Origin of the sequence: Pseudoalteromonas sp. SWYJ118 (assembly GCF_015864505.1) — a bacterium.
Lineage (GTDB): Bacteria > Pseudomonadota > Gammaproteobacteria > Enterobacterales > Alteromonadaceae > Pseudoalteromonas > Pseudoalteromonas arctica.
Genome location: NZ_JADYXC010000021.1, coordinates 1 through 24,808 on the forward strand (window position 1 = coordinate 1; position 24,808 = coordinate 24,808).

Here is a 24,808-nt window from a genome sequence, read left to right on the forward strand (position 1 = left end):
GAAACAGCGCCGATGATAGTGTAGCATTTGCTATGTGAAAGTAGGACATTACCAGGCTTCAAATTGTAGAAAGCCCGAATCTAACGATTCGGGCTTTTTTACGTCTGCAGAAAAGTAAAATGCGTGCAATTAATGTACACTCGTCAACACCTAGCATGTAGGTCGAGCGTAGCGACTCCCAACGTTAAAATCACATCGAGAATAACTACAGTGTTCTTATTTCACGATCTGGATTATCCGCTACTGCGGTATTAGGCATTACATTTTTAGTAACGACAGCACCCGCACCCACAATACTGTTTTCACCAATACTCACACCCTCTAAAATAATTACACCTGTGCCAACCCATGCGTTATTGGCTAACGCGATAGGCGCTGCAAAGTTTTCTTACTAAGCCTTTTTACTGGATTAGTAGCATGTGACACAGCTAAAAGCTGAACGTTCGGGCCAATTAAGCAGGCATCACAAATGGTGATTAAATAATTGGCCAGTGGCTAGTTGAGGTGTGTAATTAATATTTATAAAAGTAGGATTGTTAATGAAGGCTGAGATATTTAGTCGTTAATCGCTATTTAGTAGTTTTACCTAGTTGTCTTGTTCTAAATTTTATATAGATACTTCTAATAAAGTACTTAAGAAAACTGTACTATTACAGGTGTTTTAAAATAACTATAACGAGAAACATATGAAATTATTAACTGCAGCAACCTTAATAGTTGCTTCATCGACAGCTTTTGCACGCCCTGCACCGTTAGTGTCTATTCCTACTCATAATGCCTTTTTTAATAGTATTGCAGCGCATTGCGGTAAAGCTTTTGAAGGTGAAGTAGCGGTAGATAACGCGAAAGGGCCAAGCTCATTTACAGATAAAAAGCTGGTTATGCATGTACGTAAATGTAGCGAGACTGAGTTACAAGTGCCGTTTCATGTAGGAGACGATGCATCACGTACGTGGATCATAACTAAAACGGGTAGTGGCTTGAGTTTAAAGCACGATCATCGTCATAAAGACGGAACAGACGACACATCAACTATGTATGGTGGCCATACGCTTGATGCAGGGTTCGCGCAAATGCAGTCGTTTCCAGCAGACCAATACTCTAAAGAGTTATTCGTGAAAGAAGGCATTGCACAGTCTGTAGGTAATACATGGCAAATGTATATTTACCCAGAAGTATTTACTTATCGATTAATTCGCCAAGGACGTGAGTTTAAGGTGGATTTTGATTTAACTAAACCGATTACTCCACCATCAGCACCTTGGGGTTATAAAGACTAAGGCTACTTACCCTTGTTTGTATCTTCTTTAGTTTCGCATTGTAGTAAAACACTTAAATCTGGTTGGTAAGCACGTGGTTTTGTTGGAAAGCGCTCGTACTCTTGCACGCCTTCAAGTATTTTCAACATAAAGGTATTGCCGCGGCATAGACGGTCCGCATGGCGTAATAAAAATACACTTTGATTGGTAAAGTGTTTGTAATCGTCTGACTGGATTTCTATTTTATAGTTGTCTTCGCCAATTTTTGTTTGGTAGTAATGCACTTTGTTGTCAAAGTCGTAGAGCTTCTCTGTTTCGGCTTTTTCAGCAAGTGCAGTATTTGCACTTGAAAGGGCCACCAGTGTAGCGCCTATAAATAAGCGTGGTGCGTTTATTCCTTTCATAAAATGTATCCTTTAATTTGCGAACTTTATACCCATTAATAAGAGTAATAAAGTCGATTTCTTTACGTATTAGTCTAACACCCAAAAAGGGAAAGTGTGATGTTCAAACAAATAAAACAACTTTTTGCTGTATTCGATGAACAGCAGCCAAGTATGCAAGAGCACGATTTAAAAACAGCTGTTGCTGCATTATTAATTGAAGTTATGCGTGCAGATACCAAGCTTGAACATGATGAACAACGAACCCTGACTGTAACCTTAAAAAAGTATTTTAATTTAACAGATATTGAGGTTAATGAGCTTACTAATAACGCGGCAAGCAGCTTAGATGATTCGATAGATTACTTTCAGTTTTCAAAACAGATTAATGAGCATTGCAGCGCGGCGCAGCGAATTGAAATAATAGAGTTATTATGGCGCTTAGCGTATGCCGATGGAGAAATAGATCCCCAAGAAGACTACGTAATACGTAAAGTAGCAGGGCTTTTATATGTAACGCATACCGATTTTATCGCCGCAAAACTCGCGGCGACAAAGTAATTAGTTATTTAGGCGTGCAAGTTACCTTAACTTACTTGCAACGCTTACTAACTGATGAGCAAGCGCCGATACTCGCTCTGTAGTAACAGGTTCATTAATTTGCCCATTTTCATCAAACAATGTCTGTACAGCGGGTACTGCAAGTTGATCGGCAAGCACTAACGATCCAATACCACTTAATATATCACGTACATGATTTAAACCGCGTAACCCACCAAGTCCACCTGGTGATGCTGAAAACAGCGCCACTACTTTATTGCGAAAAGCAGGAACAGCACCTTGTTCCGTGCGCGATGCCCAATCAATCGCATTTTTAAGTGCTGCAGTTATAGATCCGTTGTACTCTGGGCTTGCTAGTAAAATACCGTCAGCTGCACGTAGTTTGTCTTTTAAAAGCTGTACATCGCTTGGGGTACCTTGCGCTTCAATATCTTCGTTAAATAGTGGGATGTTTAATTCGTTTAGTTTTATTACTTCTACTTCAGCACCTGTTTGTAGAGCAAAACGTGCTGCCTCATTAATAATTTTTTGATTAAAGCTTTCTTGTCGAAGACTTCCTGCTAGGGCGATAATTTTTGGTGCTGACATGCTAGTGACCTTTTAGTGTTTAAACTTACAACGCTAATGTAGCAAAATTTTGCTTGTAGAAAACCCCAATAAACGCAACACTTGTGTGCGTAAATGCACATAAGTATAAGGTAAGCAGAATGGCGATAAAATTTGAAGATTGGCAAGACGTTAAAGTAGCGTTTGAAGTAGCACGATTAGGCACGTTAACGGCAGCAGCAGAAGAGCTTAATGTGCACCACAGCACAGTACTTAGGCGAATTAATAATCTTGAAAAAAACTTAAATGCACGCCTTTTTCATCGCCATGCTCGTGGTTACAAGGTTACTGAAATTGGCACCAAGTTATTTGAAACAGCACAAACTATCCATAGCTCCTTAGAGCAGTTACATAACGATATAGCAGCAGCCGATAGCACCCTTAGAGGGAGTTTATTGCTAACGACGGTAAGTGGCTTTATGGATGTACTTGGTGATGTATGTGAGCAATTTCAGGCATTACATCCGCAAGTGCAGTTAGAAGTTATTTTAGAACAAAAAAGGTTAAGGCTCGATCACGGACAAGCACATATTGCAGTTCGTGCAGGCCCAAGGCCTGATGAAGGCGATTATATTGCTCAGCATTTAGCGCAGTTATCATCGGGTTTATACGCTAATAAACGTTACATTAATAAGTACGGGATGCCTAAATTATTAAGTGATTTACAACAACATAATTTTGTATCGGGTGTGGCGGGTTTTAATGCCCGCGTGCCTTATTTTGCATGGGCTGATGAACATATTCCTGCATCGCAAATTAAGCTGCGAGTATCTGAAACCGCAGAAGCGACTCGTGCAATAATTAAAGGGCTAGGCATTGGCGGATTACAGCATGACGTAGCGGCGCAATATTCTGATTTAGTACCTATATTACACAGTGAGTTAAGCTGGCCTACCGATGTATGGTTAGTCACGCATCACCTAGTACATCGCACTGCTAAAGTACAAGCTTTTGCAGGGTTGTTAAAAACACACTTTAGTAAGTTAGCTGCTAATCAATAGTTTTAGCAGCATTTTAGCTGTGTTTTAAATGATTATAGTGTTTTTTTTACTTCTATGCCTAGGCGTTTAGCCAAGCGTACTAAGTTAGCTCTATCTAATTCAAGTACTCTTGCTGCTGCTGACCAGTTGTAGTTATGCTTCTTTAATTGCTCGGTAATTACGTTGTATTGCAACGATTCTACAGCTTGCTTTAAAGGTTGGTTGATTAAGGTGTTGGTTGTACTTTGGCTTGCTACTAGAGAGTTTTGTGGCGCACTTGGGGTTAAATCACAGTGCTCGCTTGTAATGGTTATTATTGGATTTTGCCATTGGCTTTGTTTTGCTTTTAGGGCGCTGCGACTAATAACATGTTCAAGCTCGCGAACGTTACCTGGCCAGTTGTACTGATTAAGCAGTACTTGCGCTTCAGGGCTTAGTTTTAATTGTTTTATCCCTAATTTACGGGCTGTTTGCTCAATAAAATAACCAGCTAAGAGTGTTATGTCGTGCTCGCGTTTACTAAGTGGTGGCACAGTAATAGGGTAGACACTGAGGCGATGGTATAAATCGGCTCTAAAGCGACCTTGAGCTACTTCTTCTTTTAAATTTCTGTTGGTTGCGGCAACTACGCGTACATCTACGTACTTTGGCGTGTCTTCTCCTACCGTTTGTATTTCGCCACTTTGTAGCACTCGTAATAGTTTACTTTGCATGGTCAGGGGCAGTTCGCCTATTTCATCTAAAAATAACGTGCCGCCATCAGCTAATTGAAATTTACCTTGGCGCGAATTTTGTGCGCCTGTAAAAGCCCCTTTCGCATGACCAAAAAATTCACTTTCAGCAAGGTTCTCAGGAAGCGATGCACAATTTAAGTGAATAAGCGGTTGATCTTTTCGAGCTGAATTTAAGTGAATATTACGCGCTACAAGCTCTTTCCCTACTCCTGTTTCACCTAATATAAGCACGCTAAAGTTAGATGCTGCAACGAGTTTAATTTCGTTTTTAAGTGTTTGCATTAGCGGACTTTGACCAATAATTTCACCGCCATCTCGTGTTAACGCTTCACGATTTAGTTCTTGCACTAATGCACTTGAGTGCTGTGCATGCTGTTTGTAATGGGCAAGCTCTAAAGCTGTTTTAAAGTGCGCACTACACAGTGTTTGTAAAGTATTGAGTGTATCAGCGCTTATGCTGTTAAATGCATTGGCGTTAAGGCTATCAAACGTAAGTACGCCAAGTAGCGCGTTTTTATCATAAAGAGGTAAACCTAAACATGCATGTACCGGTATGTCGCCGGTTTTAGCTAATAGCAATCCGTCGTATGGATCGGGTAGTGGGCAGTCGTGCGCAAATTGTAGCGCGAGTGTGCTTTTGCAAATAGCTTCTAGACGAGGGTGTTCTACTATCTTAAATCGCCTGCCAAGACTGTCGGACATTAATCCTTTAATTGCCAGTGGTTTTAATTGCTCACCCTGAAGCACTAATAACGCACTTGCATCACTAGGAATCACCCGCTCAACCGTTGCTAGTAATTGATCAAAACTATGCTCGTGCAGTGTACTTTGAGCAAGCTCTAGAGCAACTTGGGTAAGGTTGAATTGCTGGTTCATGTCAAAATGACCTGTTTGTGTTTTTATGAGTTAATTTATAGTAGGTCATAAAGACTCATACTGTAAAGTGGTTTAATTTAACTTATTGAATTTAATTAATTAAATTTGTTGGCACAGTATGTGTAATAGCTAAGTAACGTAGTTAGTTACAGAGATCGCTATGAACACACTAATGCTGAATAATTTAAATAATCAAACACAGTTTAGTTCACTATACGAAACAGTATTATTTGCTGCCAATACTGCATTGGCTGTGAGTTTAGTGTGTATTACGGCAAGTACTTTAATTAGCTACCCGTTTGCTGAGTACTTTTCCATGGCGGTGCAAGTATCAGCTCATATTGGCACTATTGTTATTGCTGCTATTTTAAAAGTAAGTTACGTACTGCGCTGTGTTGCACAACATGGTTTAGGGCAGGAGGTATGATAATGCGCCCTATAAACTTAACTGAGCCAATGCCAGCACGCGTTGCTATTCATCAAGTATCTCAATGGCCATTATGGATGCTCGCTTTTAGACCTTTCTTTTTAGGCGGTGGCTTATTGGCATTTTTGTCGGTGGGGTATTGGCTACTTATTTTAACAGGCCATGCAAGTTGGCACTTATCGATACCTGCGACATTATGGCACGCGCACGAAATGCTGTTTGGCTTTGCAGGAGTTGTAGCTGTTGGCTTTTTACTTACCGCTGCACAAACATGGACAGGCATGCCGAGCATAAGTGGCAAAGCCCTTATGTGGCTTACGTTTATATGGCTTGCAGCGCGCTTAGCTTTTTTTGTGATATTGCCTGATATTACTCATTTTAATTTATATGCTGCACTTACATTACAAGTTATTTGGTGGTTAGGCGCCATAGCCGCGTTGGCTAATATGTTATTAAAAGCCAATAGCAAAAGTAACTATCCGTTTTTAGCTATTTTGGCTGTGCTTTGTGGGCTCAATGTATTGTATTTAATACTCATTTTACAGAAAAACATGCAGCTTGCACTTGGTGTGGTTGATACCGCAGTACTGGTCATTACTTTACTAGTTGGCATTGTTGCGGGTCGCGTTTTACCATTTTTTACCGCTAAAGGTCTAGGTTTAACCGCACAAGTTCGCACTCCTAAAATAGATAAAGCTGTTATGTATTTATCTATTTTGGCTATCACTTTATTTTTCATCAACAAGTTGTTTTTGAACACGATTAATCCTGCGTTAGTTGTTGCAACTGTTGCTGCGCTTCACCTGGTCAGGGCAGGTTTTTGGTGGGATAGCAAGGTATTGAGAGTGCCGTTGTTATGGTCTTTACATTTATCCTACTTAGCGTTAGGCGTAGGGTTAATGATGGTTGCATTTAGCTTTTATAGCAGTGCAATACAATTTAAAGATGCGCTGCACTTAATCACTATTGGCACAATAGGTACGATGATTTTAGCAATGATGACGCGTGTATCACATGGTCATACAGGGCGGACACTCGCTATTCCTCATTACATGGCTGTTGCTTTTGCGTTTTTGCTTGTGGCCGCTATTACTCGTTCATTACTCCCTTTTATTATTGGGCCTCACCTTGCTTGGCAAATAAGTGCTTTGCTGTGGTTAGTGGCTTTTTCATTATTTTTAATTCACTGCACACCTATATTAACGCGGCGTCGTGTTGATGGGCGTCGTGGTTAGTTCATCCATAGGAAACACATATGTTATCTGATAAAACCATTGAGATTGTAAAAAGCACAGTTCCGTTATTAGCGCAGGCGGGTACGGTTGTTACCGATCATTTTTATAAGCGTTTATTTAGCCATAATCCTGAGCTTAAAAATATTTTTAATATGGCGAATCAAGATACAGGTCGTCAGCAATTTGCACTTTTTAATGCATTGGCTGCGTATGCACAAAATATTGATAATTTAGCCGTATTAAAAGAAGCGCTAACACGTATTAATCATAAGCATACAAGCTTGAATATTTTACCTGAGCATTATCCTATTGTAGGTGCGCATTTAATTGGTACTTTAAAAGAGCTTATTCCTGAGCAATTTACTCCCGATGTTGAATACGCTTGGCGCGAAGCTTACGGCGTACTTGCTGATATTTGTATAACCGAAGAAGCTGCTTTGTATGAGCACAGTAAAAATAAACACGGTGGTTGGGCGGGAACTCGCCAATTTGAAATAACCAACAAACAGGCTGAATCAGAACTAGTAACGAGCTTTACACTTACGCCAGTTGATGGCGAAGCTGTTATTACACATAAACCAGGGCAGTATTTAGGTATTAAAGTTAAGCCAGAGGGCGCTGAATATGAAGAAATTCGCCAGTATTCTATTTCGCAAAAAAGTAACGCTAAAAACTACCGTATTAGTGTTAAAAAAGAGCTACAGCCAAAGCCTGGCATGGTGTCTAATTATTTACACTCATTAGAGCAAGGCACTATTGTTGAGTTATACCCGCCGGCAGGAGACTTCTTTTTACGCAATAACACAAACCCAGCGGTACTCATTTCAGCAGGTGTTGGGCAAACGCCAATGCTGGCTATGCTTGAAACGTTATTAAGTGACAACTCTAATCAAGAGATTATGTATTTACATGCCTGCGAAAATACTCAGCAGCATTCGTTTTCAAAATATTTAAATGAGTTAAATGCAGTTTATAACCGTTTACAAACAATGACGTGGTTTAACCAAGCGACAGAGGGCGCTGACTTTACTGGGTTAATGAACCTAAACGCAGTACAAGCACAGCTACCATTGAGTAATGGTGACTTTTACTTATGTGGTCCTGCCGGTTTTATGGCATTTATAAAAAACCAGTTACTTGAATTAGGTGTTAAAAACGAGCAGATTCATTATGAAGTGTTTGGTCCGCATCAAGACTTGTAATAACGCTTTAAAATAGAAAAAGGCGCGCAGCGATATGCTGCGCGCCTTTTTTATTAATTTATAAACATTAATAAAGTGCCTTATAACTCTTTACAGGTAACACCTTCAAGTACTGTAGTAAGCTCTTTTTTAGGATAGTAAAGCTCGCATTGGTTATTACGTAGTTGCAAAATAAACTTCTCAGATTTTATATTATGCGCGCCCATAATTACTCTGCCATCAGACCCTTTACTCATTGCATGATCAATTAGCAGTTCGCTACGTTTAGTAAATACCGAATCGGCAAGTGTTACTAATGTGCCTCCCTTAGCTTGTTGAATTGCCTGTTGTAGTGTTGTAATAACGCTGGGATTAACGCTCGTTAATATAGCGGGTTTAGCAGGCTCATTATCTACACTTTGGCATCCGCCTAAAGCGAGCAAGGTGGCTAATGGGAGTAATAATTTAGCCATTACCTTTCCTCACCCAGCGTTGGCCAAGTTAAGTCCATATTACGCTGGGTAAATTGTACCGGCATATTTAAAGGAATGAGAGATTCACGAGAGCTTGAAAAATTAGCTGGTTCTGCTTTTGCAGCAGCCGTTCTAACTGGACAACTGCCATTTTCAACATGAAATAATGCGGTGGCTAAAACGGCCTCGTCACTGTCGCCTAACTGATGATCAAAGTCGTCCTCAATTTCACAACCTTGAACATCAGCATCAAATTGTGGAGTAGGGGTTGGTGTAAAACCCGCAGCGTATTCGCCAAATCCTTTGCTATTTACGCCACTAAACTGAATAGTGTAATAGGTTGTTGCGCAGTTATGAGTTGGGGTAAAGCCATAGGGCTTACCGCAGGTTGTGTCGCCAATTAAAATAACTTCTGCGTCTATACCTTTTAAACCATTAATAAAAGCTTCTGATGCCGAACAGGTGCCTGATGTGCTTAATACATAAACCTTTGATAGGTTTAAATCAGGTAGGTTTTCACCTGTGCTAAAAAAAGTAGAGTAATCTATTTCTTCATCAATAAATGGAAAAGGCGAATCAACAGGTTGTTTATCGTTTTGTTGAGTTTGATAATAAAAGCGGTTGTTAACGTTGGCATTACCGGCAACCATATAAGCTAATTGTGCCGACAGTGCTAATAAACCACCACCGTTATATCTAAAGTCGATTACAAGCTCATCAATACCATCGGTTTTAAACTTATTTACCGCATCAATAAGTCCTTCTTGGGCAATGCTTATATGGCTATTAAATTGCATGTAACCCACGCTTGAACCATTTGCGGTTGTAATCGTTTTAACATTTTGAACAGGTGTTTGTTCAATATTACCAGCGGTTACATTAAATGTTTTTTCGGCGCCATCGTTACTGCGTACAACAATAGTATGTGAGTCGCCGTTAGTAGGACTAAATAAACCTTCGTTAAGCGTATCTACACCCGACTCTGTATTGGTATTAATGCTAACACCGTCAACTGAAAGTACAGTATCACCACGTTGAAAGCCTATTTGGCTTGCAGGTGAATCATCTTCAAGATAAGCGACGCGTAAAATACGGTCGGCTGTATCGCCAATAAACGCCCAATTTATACCGTAACCAGAAGTAACGCCCGATTGCGCTTCTTGAAAGTAATCTTCAGTAGGTTCTGAAAAATGAAAGTTATCTTTTTTTGCCCCTGAGTCGGTAAGCTGCTCTGTTTTTAATTGAGCGAAGTAATCGGCTACTGTTGTAAAGCTTTCAGGGTCGTTATCGGCAATCTCATCATACCAAAGGTAGGTTTCGTCGCTCCAAGAGCGAAGCCAGAGCTTTTCATAAAGGGCAGAACCCGCTTGATCTGGGTAGGGGTTGTTGTTATTAAAGGGATCGTTACCCGTACGAGGGGTTTCGCAAAAGTTTTTTAAATCGTTAGAGGGCTCAAATACCGCCGCTGTCCATGTTGGGCTGCTACTAACAGGTGTTGTAACTACAGGAGCAGAGTCGATACCGCCTCCGCCGCCACAACCCGTTAAAGCAAAGCCCGAAAGTGCTGCAAAAATGGCAAGCGAGGTTTTATTATTTTTAAACATAGTTAAGGACTTTCTGTAAATAAGTTGTTTAAAATATTACAACACTCGCTCGTTTATTCAACATTTATAACTTTGATTTATGTAAATGAGTGTTAAAGCTTAGAGCTTGCTCGCACTACTTGTATCTGCAAATGCTTGCTTTTTCCACGCATTAAATAACTTTTGCTGTTTATCAGAGATTTTTAAACCGTATGTTTTCTGCATGTAAGCGTAAGTGTCGGCTATACGTTTACGTGCATAGACAGGCGGTTCAACTACACGTTGCTTAAAGTTTACTTTTACTTCGCAGCGACCATACTGTGTGGCGTTTTCGCTAAGCATGCCAAAACGATAATTAGAGCGATCGGCATTAATTTCGCCAATAGCTGGCGCTAAGTTATTTATATCAGCTTCCATTTTTCTAAATTTAGCACTTACTTTACGGCAGTTTTTACGTCCGCCATCTTGCCAACATTGTAGCTGATGACCAAATTCCCACGCCGGAACAATATGTTCCCACTCAATGCGTAGTGCTCGCACATTTACTTTGCCTGAGCGGGTAAGTGTATTTCGAGGAATGTAACCACAGTTAGAAGGATCAGGAACGAGTTTTTTGCCTTCTTTTTTAATATCACAACCGCAGTAAATACTTTTGGCGTTGTCAGGGAGGGTTTTAATTAAATGTCTTTTAGCTGTTGAAAAACGGGTAAATTGTTCGGCTGATACCGAAACGCACACACAACAAGCCAGTAAGGCCAGAATAAATCGAGTCATATCCATCACAAATGTGAACTACAGGAACAGGCAGTTTAAAGCCTTGAAGATAAAAGATAAAGTTAACTTAAGGCCTGCACTTATATTACTAAAAAGTGTCCGATTAATTTTTTATTCAAAGTTATTTTCACTATTCATTTATTTCTTACTATTTATCGTATTTTAACCACACAAGATTATACGTTAAGGAGTATGCTTAAAGCTTACTCAATATGGGGATTTGGATTGCAAATGAAATTTGTTGATTATTATGCAGTGCTTGGAATATCGCCTGATGCAGACGATAAAGCGGTTAAAGTAGCTTATAAAAAGTTAGCCAGAAAATATCACCCAGATGTAAGCAAAGAGCCTCAAGCAGAAGATAAGTTTAAAGAAATAGCAGAAGCTTACGAAGTCATTCATAACAAAGAAGAACGCACTAAATACGACGAGTTACGTCGTCATCAACAAAATCGTGCTCGTCAACAGCAAGGTAATTATGGTGGTAACAATGCCTCATCGCAAAGTAATTATCAGCAAAGCGATCCTCAAACCGATCAAGAGTTTTCTGATTTTGTTAATTCAATGTTTGGCGGCGCCGGTGGATTCAATCGTTCCGGGCAGAGCAGAAGTAACGCCGCTCGCGCGCAAAAAGGACAAGATGTGGAAATAGAGTTCCCGATTTTTCTTGAAGAGACTTTAGTTGATACCGTTAAGCCTGTTGAGTTTATGTTACCGCAGCGAGATAGTAGTGGTCGTGTCTCTGAAATTAAAAAATCACTTAAAGTGAAAATTCCCGCAGGCTCAGTAAATGGCGAACGAATTCGACTAAAAGGGCAAGGCGGATTAGGGTCAGCGAACGGGCAAAATGGCGATTTGTACTTACAAATTAGTTTAGTGCCCCACCCATTATTTGATGTTGAAGGTCATAACCTAAATATAGTCGTCCCTCTTGCACCATGGGAAGCGGCTCTTGGTACAAAAATAAATTTACCTACGTTGGCAGGCAAAATCCAATTAACTATTCCATCTAATAGTCAGTCTGGTCAACGCTTGCGTATTAAAGGTAAGGGATTAATGAGTAAAAAAGCCAAAGGTGATTTATTTGCTGTGCTTAAAATTGTTAATCCAACATCTGTTGATGATACCAGTAAAAAACTTTGGGAAGAATTAGCCGAAAAAGCTCACTTTGATCCCCGTAATAACTGGAGCAAGCCATAATGCAAATTATCGTGACACAAAAAGATGATTTACTTACTAGCAAAGAGCTATGTTTGAGTAGTGATATTAGCGAAGCAATTTTATATGAGCTAGTTGAGCACAATATTGCGGTTCCAATTGAGGGGGAGCACGTTACGCAGTGGCAATTTACGGTATCTGCAGTGACCTTAGTTAAAAAAGCGGCCCGTATTCAACATGACTTTTCGTTAGATTGGTCGGCAATAGCTTTAGTTTTACAATTGCTGGATGAGCGTGATGAGTTGATTTTCGAAAACGAAATGTTAAAGCGACATTTGAGTCGATTTAAACACTTGGAATAAAATCTGCCCTTGGGTATTTCCTAGGGCTTATTTACTCTTTGGTGAGAGTGCGCTAGTTCTTAAAAACCAATATGACTACTTTGATTTATTCTTACTTTTAATTCGGATAAATCGTTTTAGTCGTATGTTTTGCATAAGTAGTAATATTCCACTTAGGCAAAAAAGTACGCTGGTTGCTGCAAAACTAATAAGCAGCGGATTATTAAAATCCTCTCGCTCATCGTAATCCATAATATGTAACATCCAAAAAAAGTCGAAAATTCGCCATAGTGTGCTGCGAACGGTGATAACTTTGCCGTTATTTTCTGACAAATACAGTGTTGTGTTAAATGTGTCGTCAAATTGTACCTGCCAAACATTGGTTTTATATCCAACTTCTCGCATACCTTGCTTTAGCAGTACAGCGCTTGTCACTTGAGCATCAATAAGTAAGTGTGCTTTAGCATTTGCGGTAATTTGTATTTTAGTTGGCGGCTCAAAGGGCCGGCCTGTTATACCGTTAAAGCTTTGCTGTTCATCTTTATTTATTACTGTAATTATAGGTGTGGTTAAAAAGTTCTCAAAAATTATTTGTGTTGGATTAACCACCTGAGGTGCAATATCGTTAAGGGAGGCAATATAATCAGCCTGCGTAAATGGGTTATTAAGAGTACGTGTTGCAAGATGCTCCCCATGAACTTTATCAAGAGGAATAGCGCTCATGACTAAACCGCCTAATAGCCAAGCTAAAATTTGTAATGTGAGCAAATAACCGAGCCATTTATGTAACTTGCGAGCATACTTAAATATTTTTTTATTCATGTTTTAGTCTTATTATTTTTAGAGGCTAGTTTATTACATTAATGGGATTAGTTACTGCGACATTTTGTCGCAGTTTAAACTATAGCTTACTGTAATCATTTAAAAATAAAAAAGATTACACTTAAATTGCTAACATGACTTATTTGTTTAATTGAGCTGAGTGTTTGATATCCAGCTAGCTTTAAACGCTAAAAAATACTTAAAAGCTGCGAAATATCTATATAAAGTGGTTAATAGAGCATAGTTGATTTGGTATAACGGTAAAACTGCGTTAAAGTTTGCAATGAAATTATTAGAGGATAAATACGAAACGATGCCGGAAATTCAATTTTTAAATGTAGATCTTGAGCTTGAATCAAAGCAAGATATTAGTTTGCTAGTGGCAGACTTGAAAAAAGTCGCGACGATTTTACATTATGACAAAGACGAATACCGTCAATTAGCGCGTATTGAAGCAACAGGTATAGTAAACACGCCTGACAAAGCAATAAACCATATATGTGAGCTTATTGAATCGTGTTCGCGTAACGCGCTAAAGCAATGGTTAAGCTGTTCACGTAGAACGTTTGATATTGGTTTTGAATCAGGCACTTCCCCTAAGTGCTTTAATCAAGCCTTAGATGCAGATACATTACTACGTATATCTGCGATTGGTGCGGGTATGGAAATTACAATTTACCCAATCGAAAAGTAACTATCTTCGCTCTACGACTGCTGCGGTCATTTTTGATACGCAGCACAGCTCATTGCGGCTATTTGTAATTTTTATTTCCCACACTGAACTACGTTTGCCAATATGAAACGCTCTTGCCGTTGCTGTTAAAGTGCCGTTGCGAGATGCTTTTAAATGACTTGCGCTAATTTCCTGCCCCACGCAGTAAAATTTTGTAAAATCGACAACAAAGTTAGCTGCATAGCTGGCAACTGTTTCGGCAAGTACAACGTTAGCACCGCCGTGAACCATTCCCATTGGGTTATGATGCTCAGGAATTGCCGGCATAGTGGCTACTAAGTAATCATCACCAATTTCAGTGACTTCTATTCCCATGGTTTTCATTAATGTTCCTTGGCCATCAATGCCTTGTTCTAACTGCTTGCACAGCTCTAAAGTGATGGGCTGGTACCAAATACTCATAATGACTCCTTTGCTTTTTTAATCATTTATAAACCTAGCGTTAGTTATATCCCTAAAATGTACACAAGTGAAATTACTTTGGCTATTTTAAGGCTTAATTTAAATTTGCGATTTTTATTTAACTGTATATACTCACAGTTAAATGTACTGTATGGAAAACCAGTTGTATGCGACCATTAACGAACCGCCAAGCTCAAATACTCGAACTAATTAAAGTTTTTATTAAAGACACTGGTATGCCTCCTACACGTGCTGAAATAGCGCAAACATTAGGTTTTAAAAGTGCCAATGCTGCTGAAGAACATTTAAAAGCACTTGCTAAAAAAGGCGCAATTAAAATGAAACCAGGTGCAAGCCGTGGTATTCAGTTAATTGAAGAAGAAGAGCCAGAACAATTAGGTTTACCGCTTATAGGGCGTGTTGCTGCTGGTTCACCTATTTTGGCGCAAGAGCACGTTGAAAGTCACTGCAAAATCGATCCATTAATGTTTAAACCGGCTGCAGATTTTTTACTACGCGTTAACGGTATGAGCATGAAAGATATTGGTATTATGGATGGTGATTTACTTGCTGTGCATCGTACTCAAACCGCTGAAAACGGGCAAGTTGTTGTTGCCCGCCTAGACGAAGACGTAACTGTAAAACGTCTTGAGAAAGCGGGTCGTAAAGTATTACTTCATGCTGAAAACGACGATTTTGAATCTATTGAAGTAGATCTTGAGAATGAGTCTTTTAATATTGAAGGCTTAGCCGTTGGCGTTATAAGAAACGCTGATTGGATGTGACTTTAAAAATAGCTTTTAAACAAGCAGTTTTATAAATGCGTACTAATTAGTACGCATTTTCTGTTTTAAATTCGCACTAAAAATAGGGCATAAATAGCTCACTGACAATTTAAGCTGTAAACTTTTTTGCACTTATATTTTCCCCCTCCGAATGCGTTAAACCCCTTTGTTTTGCTCATCTTTTGAACTTCCTGTTACCTAGTTGGTTACTGATTTTTTATTAATTACTCAATATCACCTGATTGTTTTTTATACTAAAACTTGCTTGTTGTTCATTTTTTAGCTAATTATTAATGTGCTGAGCTAATAATAACTCACAGCTTTTTAGTTTTGAGAACACACAATATACACAAACCCGTTGTTGGCGCAGCAAAACCAATCAATATTAAATGAGATTGACTAAAAAAATAAAAATAACGAATTGGCGTTTAAGCCGTATGCCTCTTCGCTTTGCATTCGCAATAGCATCAAAGGAGCCGTCACATGGGTAAACTGACCTCTACCTTGTGGCTTATATTATGTGTTTTTTCGCACCCAGTTTTGGCTAACAGCCAATACAATATGCGCAAAGGCGTAACCGATATAAGCAATAATGTATATCAGCTGCACATGACCATATTTATAATATGTTGTGTGATTGGGGTGATAGTGTTCGCAATTATGTTTTGGGCACTTATTCATCACCGTAAATCTAAAGGGGCTGTACCTGCCCAATTTCACGAAAGCACTAAAGTAGAAATACTTTGGACTGCAATCCCGTTTGTTATTTTAATTGCTATGGCAGTACCAGCCACTAAAACCCTAATTGCAATGGAAGATGCCAGCAAAGCTGATCTCACTATTAAAATTACAGGCTCGCAATGGAAATGGCATTATGAATATATGGGTGAAGATGTAGAGTTTTACTCTATTTTATCTACCCCGCAAGATGAAATCGCGAATCTTGCAGATAAAAATCCTAACTACTTACTTGAGGTTGATAAGCCTCTCGTACTGCCAATAAATCAAAAAGTACGATTTTTAATGACTTCTGACGATGTTATTCACTCTTGGTGGGTACCTGATTTTGCAGTTAAAAAAGATGCGAATCCCGGCTTTATAAACGAAACATGGACGAACATAAACGAAGAAGGTACTTACCGAGGCCAATGTGCTGAGTTGTGTGGTAAAGATCATGGCTTTATGCCCGTTGTGGTGGTCGCTAAATCTGAGGCTGATTTTAAAACATGGCTTGCAGATGCAAAGCAGGCTAAACAAAAAGCAGCATTAGCAGATGCCGCATTACTTGATAAAACCCTCCCAAAAGAAGAATTAATGACTTTAGGCGAACAAGTATATATGGCCAATTGTGCTGCATGTCATCAGCCTACTGGCATGGGGTTACCGGGTGTATTTCCTGCACTTAAAGGCAGTCCTATAGTGCTTGGCGATATAAAAGATCACATTGATGTAGTTATCCATGGACGACCTGGTACGGCAATGCAAGCATTTGCCAAACAGTTATCTATAAAGCAATTAGCAGCGGTTATTACTTATAAACGTAATGCGTGGGGTAATGATACGGGTGATGTTATTCAACCGAGTCAAATACAGGCAGCACTTGATGCCAAAGTGGAGGCGAACTAATGAGTAGCATAGTAGAACAACCTAACGCCAATGAAGCTCATCATGCTCATCACCCAGCTAAGGGTTTTAAACGCTGGCTTTACACAACTAATCATAAAGATATAGGTAGTTTATATTTAATTTTTTCGCTGACCATGTTCTTAATTGGTGGTGGAATGGCCATGGTGATCAGAGCTGAATTATTTCAACCAGGTTTACAGTTGGTCGATCCTCACTTTTTTAATCAAATGACCACCGTGCATGGTTTAATTATGGTGTTTGGTGCGGTTATGCCGGCCTTTACTGGCCTTGCTAACTGGATGATACCACTCATGATTGGCGCGCCAGATATGGCATTGCCAAGAATGAATAACTGGAGCTTTTGGATTTTACCGTTTGCGTTTTTAATCCTATTGGCATCGTTATTTATGCCTGGTGGGGGTCCTGCATTTGGTTGGACTTTTTATGCACCACTGTCTACAACATACAGTAATGATAATACTGCATTGTTTGTATTTGCCGTACATATTATGGGGATTAGTTCAATAATGGGCGCAATCAATGTGATTGTAACCATAGTGAACTTACGTGCCCCAGGCATGACATGGATGAAGTTGCCCTTATTTGTATGGACGTGGTTAATTACTGCCTTTTTATTAATAGCGGTAATGCCAGTGCTTGCAGGGGCTGTCACTATGGTACTTACCGATAAGTATTTTGCGACCAGCTTTTTTGATGCCGCAGGCGGTGGCGACCCGGTGATGTTCCAACACATTTTTTGGTTTTTTGGTCATCCCGAAGTATACATAATGATTCTTCCTGCCTTTGGCATTATATCTACAATAGTACCTACCTTTTCTCGTAAAAAACTTTTTGGCTATGCCTCAATGGTATACGCCACATCCTCCATAGCACTATTGAGCTTTATTGTATGGGCTCATCATATGTTTACCACTGGGATGCCGGTCGCTGGCGAGTTGTTTTTTATGTATGCGACCATGCTTATATCGGTACCTACAGGAGTAAAAGTATTTAATTGGGTTGCCACAATGTGGAAAGGCTCAATAACTTTTGAAGTGCCAATGCTTTTTAGTATTGCGTTTATTGTGCTGTTTACCTTAGGTGGCTTTTCGGGTTTGATGCTGGCAATTACACCTGCTGACTTTCAGTACCACGATACTTATTTTGTAGTGGCGCATTTTCATTATGTATTAGTAACAGGGGCTGTATTTTCGATAATGGCGGGGGCCTATTACTGGCTGCCCAAGTGGACGGGCAATATGTTTAATATCACGCTAGCTAAATGGCATTTTTGGCTATCGCTGGTGAGTGTGAACGTATTGTTTTTTCCTATGCATTTTGTAGGGCTTGCCGGTATGCCGCGTCGAATTCCCGATTATGCACTTCAATTTGCCGACTTTAACGCAATCATAAGTATTGGTGGATTTGCCTTTGGTTTATCGCAATTGTTGTTTGTAGCTGTGGTAATTAAATGCGCGCGTGGCGGTGATAAAGTGCCTGCAAAAGTATGGGAAGGGGCAGAAGGGCTTGAGTGGGAAGTTGACTCTCCAGCGCCATATCATACTTTTTCTACGCCGCCGGTAATTAAGTAATGACACACGCACCGCTACTCAAACGTTTGGTACTTATTTGCATAGGCATGTTTGCCTTTGCCTTTGCTTTAGTACCTTTGTATGACGTGTTTTGTGATGTAACAGGGCTTAATGGAAAACCTTCGCTTGAGCAAGCAGAGCAAAGTACACAAATAGTACAAAACCGAGAAGTCGGCGTTAGCTTTACTACTCACGCACAAAGTGGTGCACCGTTTGAAGTTAAATCAAAAGAATACAGTGTAGTGGTAAAACCCGGTGCAATGCGTGAAGTAATGTTTAGTGCTAAAAATAACAGCAACCTAGATAAAGTAATGCAGGCTATACCATCAGTCTCGCCAGGTAAAGCGGCAAAGTATTTACACAAAATAGCCTGTTTTTGCTTTGATCAGCAACCTCTAAAAGCAGGGGAAGAACTTGAATTTAAATTACTTTTTTATGTTGATACCGCACTGCCGAGCGATATTGAAGAATTAACTTTATCTTATACCGTATTTGATATTAGTGAACAGCTGGTGGCAAGTAACAACTAGCTTTTTAAACTAGTGTGAAACTAGTGTGAAACTAGGAGTAAATAAAATGAATCAAGAATATGAGCATTATTACGTACCTGAGCAAAGCCCATGGCCTATTGTAGGTGCTGTTGCATTGTTTTTTATTGCAGTAGGGGCAGGCTTGACTGTTATGAGTGTAGGTAAAGAAGGTGGTAGCGGGGTTTATCTGCTTTATGCCGGTATTGCTGTACTTGTGTATATGTTGTTTAGCTGGTTTAAAAATGTAATTAATGAATCGGACCAAGGTTTGTACTCAGCACAAATGGATCGCTCTTTTAGACAAGGTATGAGCTGGTTTATTTTTTCTGAAGTTATGTTTTTTATGGCCTTTTTTGGTGCGCTTTTTTATGCACGCGTATTGTCGGTACCTTGGCTTGGAGGCGCAGGCAATAATGCAATGACTAACGAGGTTTTATGGCCAACTTTCGAAGCTGTTTGGCCGCTAGTTTCAACACCTGCTGGTGAAACTACTCAAGCTATGGGCTGGCAAGGCTTACCGCTTATAAATACCTTAATACTGCTTACTTCCTCAGTTACTTTACATTTTGCCCACGTAGCGATGGAAAACAATAAACGCACTCCACTTAAAGTTTTTTTAGGCGCTACTATTTTATTGGGCGTTTGCTTTTTAGGGCTGCAAGTTGAGGAGTACATGCATGCATATAATGACCTTAACCTAACGCTAGATGCGGGCATTTACGGTAATACGTTCTTTTTATTGACTGGTTTTCATGGCATGCATGTAACGTTAGGAACCGTACTTTTATTTGTAATATTTTTACGGATATTAAAAGGGCACTTTACTAAAGATAAGCATTTTGCTTTTCAAGCAGCTGCTTGGTATTGGCACTTTGTTGATGTGGTGTGGCTGTGTTTGTTTGTATTTGTATATGTGCTGTAGCGTTTATTGGCGAATTATTTGCTTTAATAAAACCAAGTTTAAGCGCTGCAATAACAACAACTAAAACAACGACCGAAAACAATACGCGACGACCTAAAAAGTGAGACATAGGTCGTCCCCCAGTTTTCCCTGACACCATAATAAACAATGCTCTAAATAAGTTAAAAAGTATAAATATTAACAACAGTACGATAATAATTTTAATAATCACTGAGTTGACCCTTTATGCAGTTAGTTTTATGGTACAAACAAAAGCTTAGTTCACTAATCACACTTTGTATGGTTGTGGTTGTTGTACTTGTGTGTGTGCGACTAGGATTTTGGCAGTTGGAGCGGGGTGAGCAAAAACAGCAGCAACTAACCGCTATTGCTAAGCAACATACTCGTGGTGTGATGAGTTGGTCTCAATTACATAACCTGCCTGATAGCTGGAACAAAACAGGTGTATTGGTTGAGTTAAAAGGGCGGTTTGTACAAAACCAATATTGGCTTTTAGATAATCAAGTTTATAACGGACAAGTAGGGTACGACCTACTTGCTTTACTAAAGCCAGCCAGCGAAGAAAAAGTGATTTTAGTTAATTTAGGATGGGTAAAAGCGCCTATATCTAGAGATACACTGCCAAAGGTTACTCTGCCTACAGGTGTTTTTATTCTTAAAGCGCAAATAAAAGAAAATAACCTAAGTAGCTTTACGCTTGAAGATAAAACTATAAATAACGACTTGCCTACAAGAATCCAATCTATCGACTTGAATATGCTGAACACTCAAAGCCAGCAATCATTAATTAATTTTATGGCTTACAGACAAGGTACTGGTGATGAGATTGCAACACCTCATTATGAGGCAGTTGTTATGAGCCCTCAAAAGCATAATGCCTACGCTGTGCAATGGTTTTTAATTGCTATTGCATGTGCTGTTGTGGCTATTTTTGCGAGTAAAAAAAGGACACATAATGAAAAATAACCCCCTTGTGTTGTTTGTGGGCTGCTGCGCTATCCCATTAATTTTGGCATATGGCGCATTAAAGTTTGATTGGTTGCCTACTGCAATTACTAATAATGGCGAGTTTTTAAGCCAAGAAATAAAACTTAAAAATTGGCCGCAAAATAATCCCAAGCAATGGACTATCGCACTTAATTATTCAAACGAATGTAACACCCCATGCAGCGAACAACTCAATGCACTTAATAATTTATATGTGGCACTTGGTAAAAACCAAGGCAAGGTTGATATGGCTGTAATGGGAAGTCCCGACAATAAAAACCTACCATGGAAAATTATTACCGAGCAACAGAGTTTAAATCCTGCAAGTTTGTATTTGATTGATCATATGGGGTTAGTGGTACTTGAATATCCCTTTAAGGTCGAGCCACAAGAAAACCGTTTAGTACAAAAAGGGTTATTAAAAGATCTAAAAAAATTACTTAACTATTCTCGTTCTAGCTAACTAAGTTGAGCTTAAGTTGGAGTATCTGATGTATAAAAATTATAAAAACTTAGTATTAATAACAGGATTACTCGCTTTGATTGTAGTTGCTTTAGGTGCGTACACCCGCTTAAGTGATGCAGGTTTAGGGTGCCCCGATTGGCCTGGTTGTTATGGTTTTTTAACGGTACCTAAGCATGAGGCTGACATAGCCTTAGCAACTCAAAGCTACCCCGATATGATGTTCGAAACCGCAAAAGCGTGGAAAGAAATGATTCATCGCTACTTTGCAGGTGCTTTAGGCTTACTTATTTTAGGTTTATTTGTGTTGGCTTTTTTAAAACGCCAATATCCAACTACGCCAGTTAAATTGCCTTTGGCTTTACTTCTACTAGTGGTGTTTCAGGCTGCTCTTGGTATGTGGACAGTAACCATGAACCTTCAGCCGCTTATTGTAATGGGCCACTTATTAGGTGGCTTTAGTATTTTGTCACTTATAACGCTTTTATATTTACGGCTAACCGCAAAACCTATTATGGGTGGCGATAGCGGCGCAAAACGCTATTTCGGTTTAAGTTTAGTAGCGCTCAGTGTATTAATTATCCAAATTGCACTTGGTGGTTGGCTGGCTGCAAATTACGCCGCTCCACATTGTAGTGGTTTGCCATTGTGTAATTACGCACAACCGTTTTCATTGAGTAGCGTATTTCAATTACCACTTGAGCACAGTAATTATGAGTTTGGTGTGTTATCGCAGCAAGCGCGTATGTCTATTCATTTATTACATCGCATTTGGGCACTCGTTACTTGCATTGTTCTGGCGTTAATTATGTGGAAAATATACAGCCAAGCGCACTCTAAAAAAATTAAAAATTGCGTTGTGAGTGTATTACTTGTTTTGCTTTGCCAAATTAGCTTAGGGCTTATTTTAGTACATTGGCATATCCCGTTGGGAGTTGCACTGGCGCATAACTTGATGGCAGCCATACTGTTATTAAGCATAGTTAGGTTGTGTTATTACCTAAAATCACGCACATAAAGGGGAAATATGATGGCACTTATAATAGATAAAAAAATACTGCTACCCGTTAATACTCAATCGCTAATTTCGCGTACTCATAGTTTGCTGCAAGACTACTTAGCAATTAGTAAATTTAAAGTGGTAGCTATGTTGGTGCTAACAGCTTGGGTTGGTTTAGCGCTGGCTCCCGATGTAGGGCGCGGTATGGTCGTACAGTTTATTAGCTTGTTAGGTATAGGGCTACTTTCTGCTGCTGCAGCGGTTATTAATCATGTAGTTGATAGCGAGATAGACTCAAAAATGGCACGGACTCGTCATCGCCCTGTGGCTAAAGGGCGTTTAAGTAAAACACATGCGCTTAGTTTTGCAGCTGTTATTGGGGTTGCTGGTTTTATTATGCTAATGGTGTGGGCTAATACCTTAACCGCTATATTAACGTTATTTGCATTGGTAGGTTATGCATTTGTTTATACATCATTTTTAAAGCGTGCTACACCGCAAAATATTGTTATAGGTGGGTTGGCTGGCGCAATGCCTCCATTATTAGGTTGGGTGTCAGAAACAAACCAAATGGCAGCAGCCCCTTGGTTACTTGTAATGATAATATTTACCTGGACTCCGCCACACTTTTGGGCGCTGGCTATAGCACGAAAAAGTGATTACGAACGCGCTAAAATCCCTATGTTACCAGTAACCCATGGAATCGACTTTTGTAAAACGTGCGTCGTTGCTTACTCTGTTTTACTCGCTGTAGTTTGCGTATTGCCTTATTTAATTGGTATGTCTGGATTAATCTATTTGATAGGTGCATGTGTATTAAATGCAGTGTTTATATATAAAGCCGTCAAATTAAAAATTGCTGGAAATGATGAGACTGCAATGGACTTATTTCGTTTTTCGATTATTCATTTAATGGTACTCTTCGTAATCTTATTTATAGATAAATGGCTCCCTTTATGAAGCAGTTATGGCTTGGATTAATCGTTGTTTTAGTTTTGTTTTTATCGGCATGTTCAAACGAAAATAGTCCGCCAGATGTCGATGCATTAGTTTACGAAAATGCAAAGCCACTGTCTGATTTTACGCTAAACGATCAGCGCGGTGAATTAGTGACTAAGCAACAATTTGTAGGACAGTGGAATTTAGTATTTTTAGGCTATACAAGCTGTCCAGATATTTGTCCATTAACACTTGCTAAGTTAAATGCTGTTTATAAAAACTTACAAGCAGATTATCCGCTGCAAATTTGGTTTTTATCGGTTGATCCAAAACGCGATACACCAGCTAAACGAAAGCAATATATAAATTACTTTAACCCAGACTTTTTAGCTGTATCAGGGGAACATAAACACCTTTTTCCTGTTGTTCGAGAGCTTGGTTTAATTTACGCCATTAGCGATAGTAGTGAATCAGAATATGCTGTTGATCATAGTGCCTCGGTCGCTATGGTTGATCAAAATGGAGCCGTTAGAGCTATTTTTAAACCAGAATTTAAACAAGGTAGTGTGCCATTAATTAATGCGACGACTTTAACGCAAGAGTTTAAAAAAATAGCTGATTACTATAAAAACTAGTTTTTTACTTTTTACCAATTTTAAAGGAGCTTTAGGCTCCTTTTTTTGTATTTTAACGACAGGTTAAATTTAATTAAGCATTTTATGGCAATTTTAATAACTAGGGCTAAGCTTTTGTTATGAATTGAATTGACAGGGAATGCACTTACTAAATGCTAAAACTTCCGAGCGAACTTGCTATTACGCAAGTTGAAACACTACATCAAGACTTACTACACGAACTCAATAGCAACGATGATATCTGTCTTGATATTAACGATGTGATTTCTGCTGATACTGCCTCAATTCAACTTTTATGCGCCTTACAAAAACACCTACTTACTATACAGCACAAAATAATATGGGTAGGCAGTAGCGAGGCCTTAACGCATACAATTAATAAACTTGGCTTAAGCCAATACTTAACAACCGAAAGTAAAAGTTAGGGGTATATATGAAAAGAATTTTAGCGGTTGATGATTCAGCATCGATGCGTCAAATGGTGAGCTTTACATTAAAAACTGCCGGGTTTGATGTAACCGAAGCTAAGGATGGCAGTGAAGCTCTCGCTATTGCCAAGCAACAAGACTTTGATGCCGTGATCTCAGATGTAAACATGCCAATAATGGATGGAATTACATTAATACGAGAGCTGCGTACTTTACCGAGTTATAAATTTACACCACTACTGATGCTTACTACAGAGTCGGGCTTAGAAAAAAAGATAGAGGGTAAAGCTGCTGGTGCAACAGGTTGGATTGTAAAACCATTTAATCCCGATCAGCTACTAGCGGTAATTAAAAAAGTTATTCGCTAAGGAGC

General features: G+C 39.3%; 30 protein-coding genes and 1 pseudogene. 21 read left to right on the top strand and 10 right to left on the bottom strand.

Translation table 11 applies throughout. The features are described 5' to 3' along the window. Positions 1 to 205: 205 nt before the first annotated feature. Positions 206 to 541 (bottom strand): annotated as a pseudogene (locus I6F48_RS16585) (sugar O-acetyltransferase); the annotation flags it as partial. 145 nt (positions 542 to 686) lie between these two features. Between I6F48_RS16585 and I6F48_RS16590 the strand changes: the two are divergent. Continuing rightward, positions 687 to 1,280 (top strand): hypothetical protein, encoded by a 594-nt coding sequence (locus I6F48_RS16590; RefSeq protein WP_165729058.1) that lies wholly within the window; start codon positions 687 to 689, stop codon positions 1,278 to 1,280. A gap of 2 nt (positions 1,281 to 1,282) precedes the next feature. Here I6F48_RS16590 and I6F48_RS16595 read toward each other — a convergent pair whose 3' ends face one another. After that, entirely contained in the window at positions 1,283 to 1,663 is a 381-nt protein-coding gene (locus I6F48_RS16595; RefSeq protein ID WP_024591701.1) for a hypothetical protein, read from the bottom strand. Positions 1,664 to 1,762: 99 nt separating this feature from the next. Here I6F48_RS16595 and I6F48_RS16600 point away from each other — a divergent pair, with 99 nt between their 5' ends. After that, positions 1,763 to 2,203, top strand: coding sequence for a tellurite resistance TerB family protein (locus I6F48_RS16600; protein WP_007584919.1), 441 nt, complete (start codon positions 1,763 to 1,765; stop codon positions 2,201 to 2,203). Between the two features lie 21 nt (positions 2,204 to 2,224). Here I6F48_RS16600 and I6F48_RS16605 read toward each other — a convergent pair whose 3' ends face one another. Then, a complete protein-coding gene (locus I6F48_RS16605) occupies positions 2,225 to 2,791 on the bottom strand; it encodes an NADPH-dependent FMN reductase (protein ID WP_165729059.1) in 567 nt (188 codons plus the stop codon). A 119-nt stretch (positions 2,792 to 2,910) separates the two neighbouring features. Between I6F48_RS16605 and I6F48_RS16610 the strand changes: the two genes are divergently transcribed. Beyond that, on the top strand, positions 2,911 to 3,810 hold the full coding sequence (locus tag I6F48_RS16610) for a LysR family transcriptional regulator (protein ID WP_007584924.1): 900 nt from the start codon (positions 2,911 to 2,913) through the stop codon (positions 3,808 to 3,810). A 32-nt stretch (positions 3,811 to 3,842) separates the two neighbouring features. Here I6F48_RS16610 and norR read toward each other — a convergent pair whose 3' ends face one another. Next, complete coding sequence (norR, locus tag I6F48_RS16615; RefSeq protein ID WP_165729060.1) at positions 3,843 to 5,399, bottom strand: nitric oxide reductase transcriptional regulator NorR; 1,557 nt, start codon at positions 5,397 to 5,399, stop codon at positions 3,843 to 3,845. Between the two features lie 160 nt (positions 5,400 to 5,559). Between norR and I6F48_RS16620 the strand changes: the two genes are divergently transcribed. From I6F48_RS16620 to hmpA, 3 genes are read left to right on the top strand one after another with little or no spacing between them, the layout of a single operon-like run. Then, a complete protein-coding gene (locus I6F48_RS16620) occupies positions 5,560 to 5,826 on the top strand; it encodes a hypothetical protein (RefSeq protein WP_197119872.1) in 267 nt (88 codons plus the stop codon). 2 nt (positions 5,827 to 5,828) lie between these two features. Continuing rightward, positions 5,829 to 7,061 carry an NnrS family protein gene (locus tag I6F48_RS16625; RefSeq protein ID WP_197119873.1) on the top strand — a complete coding sequence of 411 codons (1,233 nt, stop codon included), beginning with the start codon at positions 5,829 to 5,831 and terminating at the stop codon, positions 7,059 to 7,061. A 20-nt stretch (positions 7,062 to 7,081) separates the two neighbouring features. Next, positions 7,082 to 8,263, top strand: a complete 1,182-nt coding sequence (gene hmpA, locus I6F48_RS16630) for an NO-inducible flavohemoprotein (RefSeq protein WP_165729063.1) — start codon at positions 7,082 to 7,084, stop codon at positions 8,261 to 8,263. An 80-nt stretch (positions 8,264 to 8,343) separates the two neighbouring features. Here the strand turns inward: hmpA and I6F48_RS16635 are convergent, their stop codons facing one another. The 3 genes from I6F48_RS16635 to I6F48_RS16645 all read right to left on the bottom strand — a co-directional run bounded on the left by I6F48_RS16635 (position 8,344) and on the right by I6F48_RS16645 (position 11,072). Next, positions 8,344 to 8,715 (bottom strand): hypothetical protein, encoded by a 372-nt coding sequence (locus I6F48_RS16635; RefSeq protein WP_197119874.1) that lies wholly within the window; start codon positions 8,713 to 8,715, stop codon positions 8,344 to 8,346. Then, positions 8,715 to 10,319, bottom strand: a complete 1,605-nt coding sequence (locus I6F48_RS16640) for a S41 family peptidase (protein ID WP_197119875.1) — start codon at positions 10,317 to 10,319, stop codon at positions 8,715 to 8,717. Before I6F48_RS16640 ends, I6F48_RS16635 begins: the two co-directional genes overlap by 1 nt. 99 nt (positions 10,320 to 10,418) lie before the next feature. Further along, positions 10,419 to 11,072: an endonuclease gene (locus I6F48_RS16645; protein ID WP_197119876.1), complete on the bottom strand. Its 654-nt coding sequence runs from the start codon at positions 11,070 to 11,072 to the stop codon at positions 10,419 to 10,421. 231 nt (positions 11,073 to 11,303) lie between these two features. Here I6F48_RS16645 and I6F48_RS16650 point away from each other — a divergent pair, with 231 nt between their 5' ends. Continuing rightward, on the top strand, positions 11,304 to 12,272 hold the full coding sequence (locus tag I6F48_RS16650) for a DnaJ C-terminal domain-containing protein (protein ID WP_007584935.1): 969 nt from the start codon (positions 11,304 to 11,306) through the stop codon (positions 12,270 to 12,272). Beyond that, positions 12,272 to 12,592, top strand: a complete 321-nt coding sequence (locus I6F48_RS16655) for a chaperone modulator CbpM (protein WP_002959626.1) — start codon at positions 12,272 to 12,274, stop codon at positions 12,590 to 12,592. The genes I6F48_RS16650 and I6F48_RS16655 overlap by 1 nt, the downstream gene beginning before the upstream one ends. Positions 12,593 to 12,667: 75 nt before the next feature. Here the strand turns inward: I6F48_RS16655 and I6F48_RS16660 are convergent, their stop codons facing one another. Beyond that, positions 12,668 to 13,393: a hypothetical protein gene (locus I6F48_RS16660; RefSeq protein WP_197119877.1), complete on the bottom strand. Its 726-nt coding sequence runs from the start codon at positions 13,391 to 13,393 to the stop codon at positions 12,668 to 12,670. 313 nt (positions 13,394 to 13,706) lie between these two features. Between I6F48_RS16660 and I6F48_RS16665 the strand changes: the two genes are divergently transcribed. Further along, positions 13,707 to 14,087: a hypothetical protein gene (locus tag I6F48_RS16665; protein ID WP_197119904.1), complete on the top strand. Its 381-nt coding sequence runs from the start codon at positions 13,707 to 13,709 to the stop codon at positions 14,085 to 14,087. Here the strand turns inward: I6F48_RS16665 and I6F48_RS16670 are convergent, their stop codons facing one another. Continuing rightward, positions 14,088 to 14,528, bottom strand: a complete 441-nt coding sequence (locus tag I6F48_RS16670) for a PaaI family thioesterase (RefSeq protein ID WP_007584940.1) — start codon at positions 14,526 to 14,528, stop codon at positions 14,088 to 14,090. Positions 14,529 to 14,695: 167 nt separating this feature from the next. Between I6F48_RS16670 and lexA the strand changes: the two genes are divergently transcribed. The 5 genes from lexA to I6F48_RS16695 all read left to right on the top strand — a co-directional run bounded on the left by lexA (position 14,696) and on the right by I6F48_RS16695 (position 19,983). Then, positions 14,696 to 15,313, top strand: coding sequence for a transcriptional repressor LexA (gene lexA, locus I6F48_RS16675; protein ID WP_007584941.1), 618 nt, complete (start codon positions 14,696 to 14,698; stop codon positions 15,311 to 15,313). A 483-nt stretch (positions 15,314 to 15,796) separates the two neighbouring features. Continuing rightward, the gene (gene coxB / locus I6F48_RS16680) at positions 15,797 to 16,939 is read left to right on the top strand and encodes a cytochrome c oxidase subunit II (RefSeq protein WP_024594300.1); all 1,143 of its coding nucleotides are present in this window, start codon (positions 15,797 to 15,799) and stop codon (positions 16,937 to 16,939) included. Continuing rightward, positions 16,939 to 18,531 carry a cytochrome c oxidase subunit I gene (gene ctaD, locus I6F48_RS16685; RefSeq protein ID WP_007584944.1) on the top strand — a complete coding sequence of 531 codons (1,593 nt, stop codon included), beginning with the start codon at positions 16,939 to 16,941 and terminating at the stop codon, positions 18,529 to 18,531. Before coxB ends, ctaD begins: the two co-directional genes overlap by 1 nt. Continuing rightward, positions 18,531 to 19,061 (top strand): cytochrome c oxidase assembly protein, encoded by a 531-nt coding sequence (locus tag I6F48_RS16690; protein WP_197119878.1) that lies wholly within the window; start codon positions 18,531 to 18,533, stop codon positions 19,059 to 19,061. The genes ctaD and I6F48_RS16690 overlap by 1 nt, the downstream gene beginning before the upstream one ends. A gap of 46 nt (positions 19,062 to 19,107) precedes the next feature. Next, complete coding sequence (locus I6F48_RS16695; RefSeq protein WP_024594298.1) at positions 19,108 to 19,983, top strand: cytochrome c oxidase subunit 3; 876 nt, start codon at positions 19,108 to 19,110, stop codon at positions 19,981 to 19,983. Here I6F48_RS16695 and I6F48_RS21510 read toward each other — a convergent pair. Beyond that, on the bottom strand, positions 19,886 to 20,194 hold the full coding sequence (locus tag I6F48_RS21510; RefSeq protein WP_076916441.1) for a DUF2909 family protein: 309 nt from the start codon (positions 20,192 to 20,194) through the stop codon (positions 19,886 to 19,888). The two genes, I6F48_RS16695 and I6F48_RS21510, sit on opposite strands and share 98 nt — an antisense overlap. A gap of 14 nt (positions 20,195 to 20,208) precedes the next feature. On the opposite strand from I6F48_RS21510, the gene I6F48_RS16705 reads away from it, so the two are divergent. The 7 genes from I6F48_RS16705 to I6F48_RS16735 all read left to right on the top strand — a co-directional run bounded on the left by I6F48_RS16705 (position 20,209) and on the right by I6F48_RS16735 (position 24,803). Beyond that, on the top strand, positions 20,209 to 20,949 hold the full coding sequence (locus I6F48_RS16705; RefSeq protein ID WP_197119879.1) for an SURF1 family protein: 741 nt from the start codon (positions 20,209 to 20,211) through the stop codon (positions 20,947 to 20,949). Then, a complete protein-coding gene (locus tag I6F48_RS16710; protein ID WP_007584950.1) occupies positions 20,939 to 21,433 on the top strand; it encodes a hypothetical protein in 495 nt (164 codons plus the stop codon). The genes I6F48_RS16705 and I6F48_RS16710 overlap by 11 nt, the downstream gene beginning before the upstream one ends. 28 nt (positions 21,434 to 21,461) lie before the next feature. Further along, positions 21,462 to 22,451: a COX15/CtaA family protein gene (locus I6F48_RS16715; RefSeq protein ID WP_197119880.1), complete on the top strand. Its 990-nt coding sequence runs from the start codon at positions 21,462 to 21,464 to the stop codon at positions 22,449 to 22,451. Between the two features lie 12 nt (positions 22,452 to 22,463). Next, the gene (gene cyoE / locus I6F48_RS16720; protein WP_024594295.1) at positions 22,464 to 23,393 is read left to right on the top strand and encodes a heme o synthase; all 930 of its coding nucleotides are present in this window, start codon (positions 22,464 to 22,466) and stop codon (positions 23,391 to 23,393) included. Next, positions 23,390 to 24,007: an SCO family protein gene (locus I6F48_RS16725; RefSeq protein WP_197119881.1), complete on the top strand. Its 618-nt coding sequence runs from the start codon at positions 23,390 to 23,392 to the stop codon at positions 24,005 to 24,007. Before cyoE ends, I6F48_RS16725 begins: the two co-directional genes overlap by 4 nt. 152 nt (positions 24,008 to 24,159) lie before the next feature. After that, positions 24,160 to 24,432 carry an STAS domain-containing protein gene (locus I6F48_RS16730; RefSeq protein ID WP_002959595.1) on the top strand — a complete coding sequence of 91 codons (273 nt, stop codon included), beginning with the start codon at positions 24,160 to 24,162 and terminating at the stop codon, positions 24,430 to 24,432. 8 nt (positions 24,433 to 24,440) lie between these two features. After that, positions 24,441 to 24,803, top strand: coding sequence for a response regulator (locus tag I6F48_RS16735; RefSeq protein WP_007584956.1), 363 nt, complete (start codon positions 24,441 to 24,443; stop codon positions 24,801 to 24,803). Positions 24,804 to 24,808: the final 5 nt, after the last annotated feature.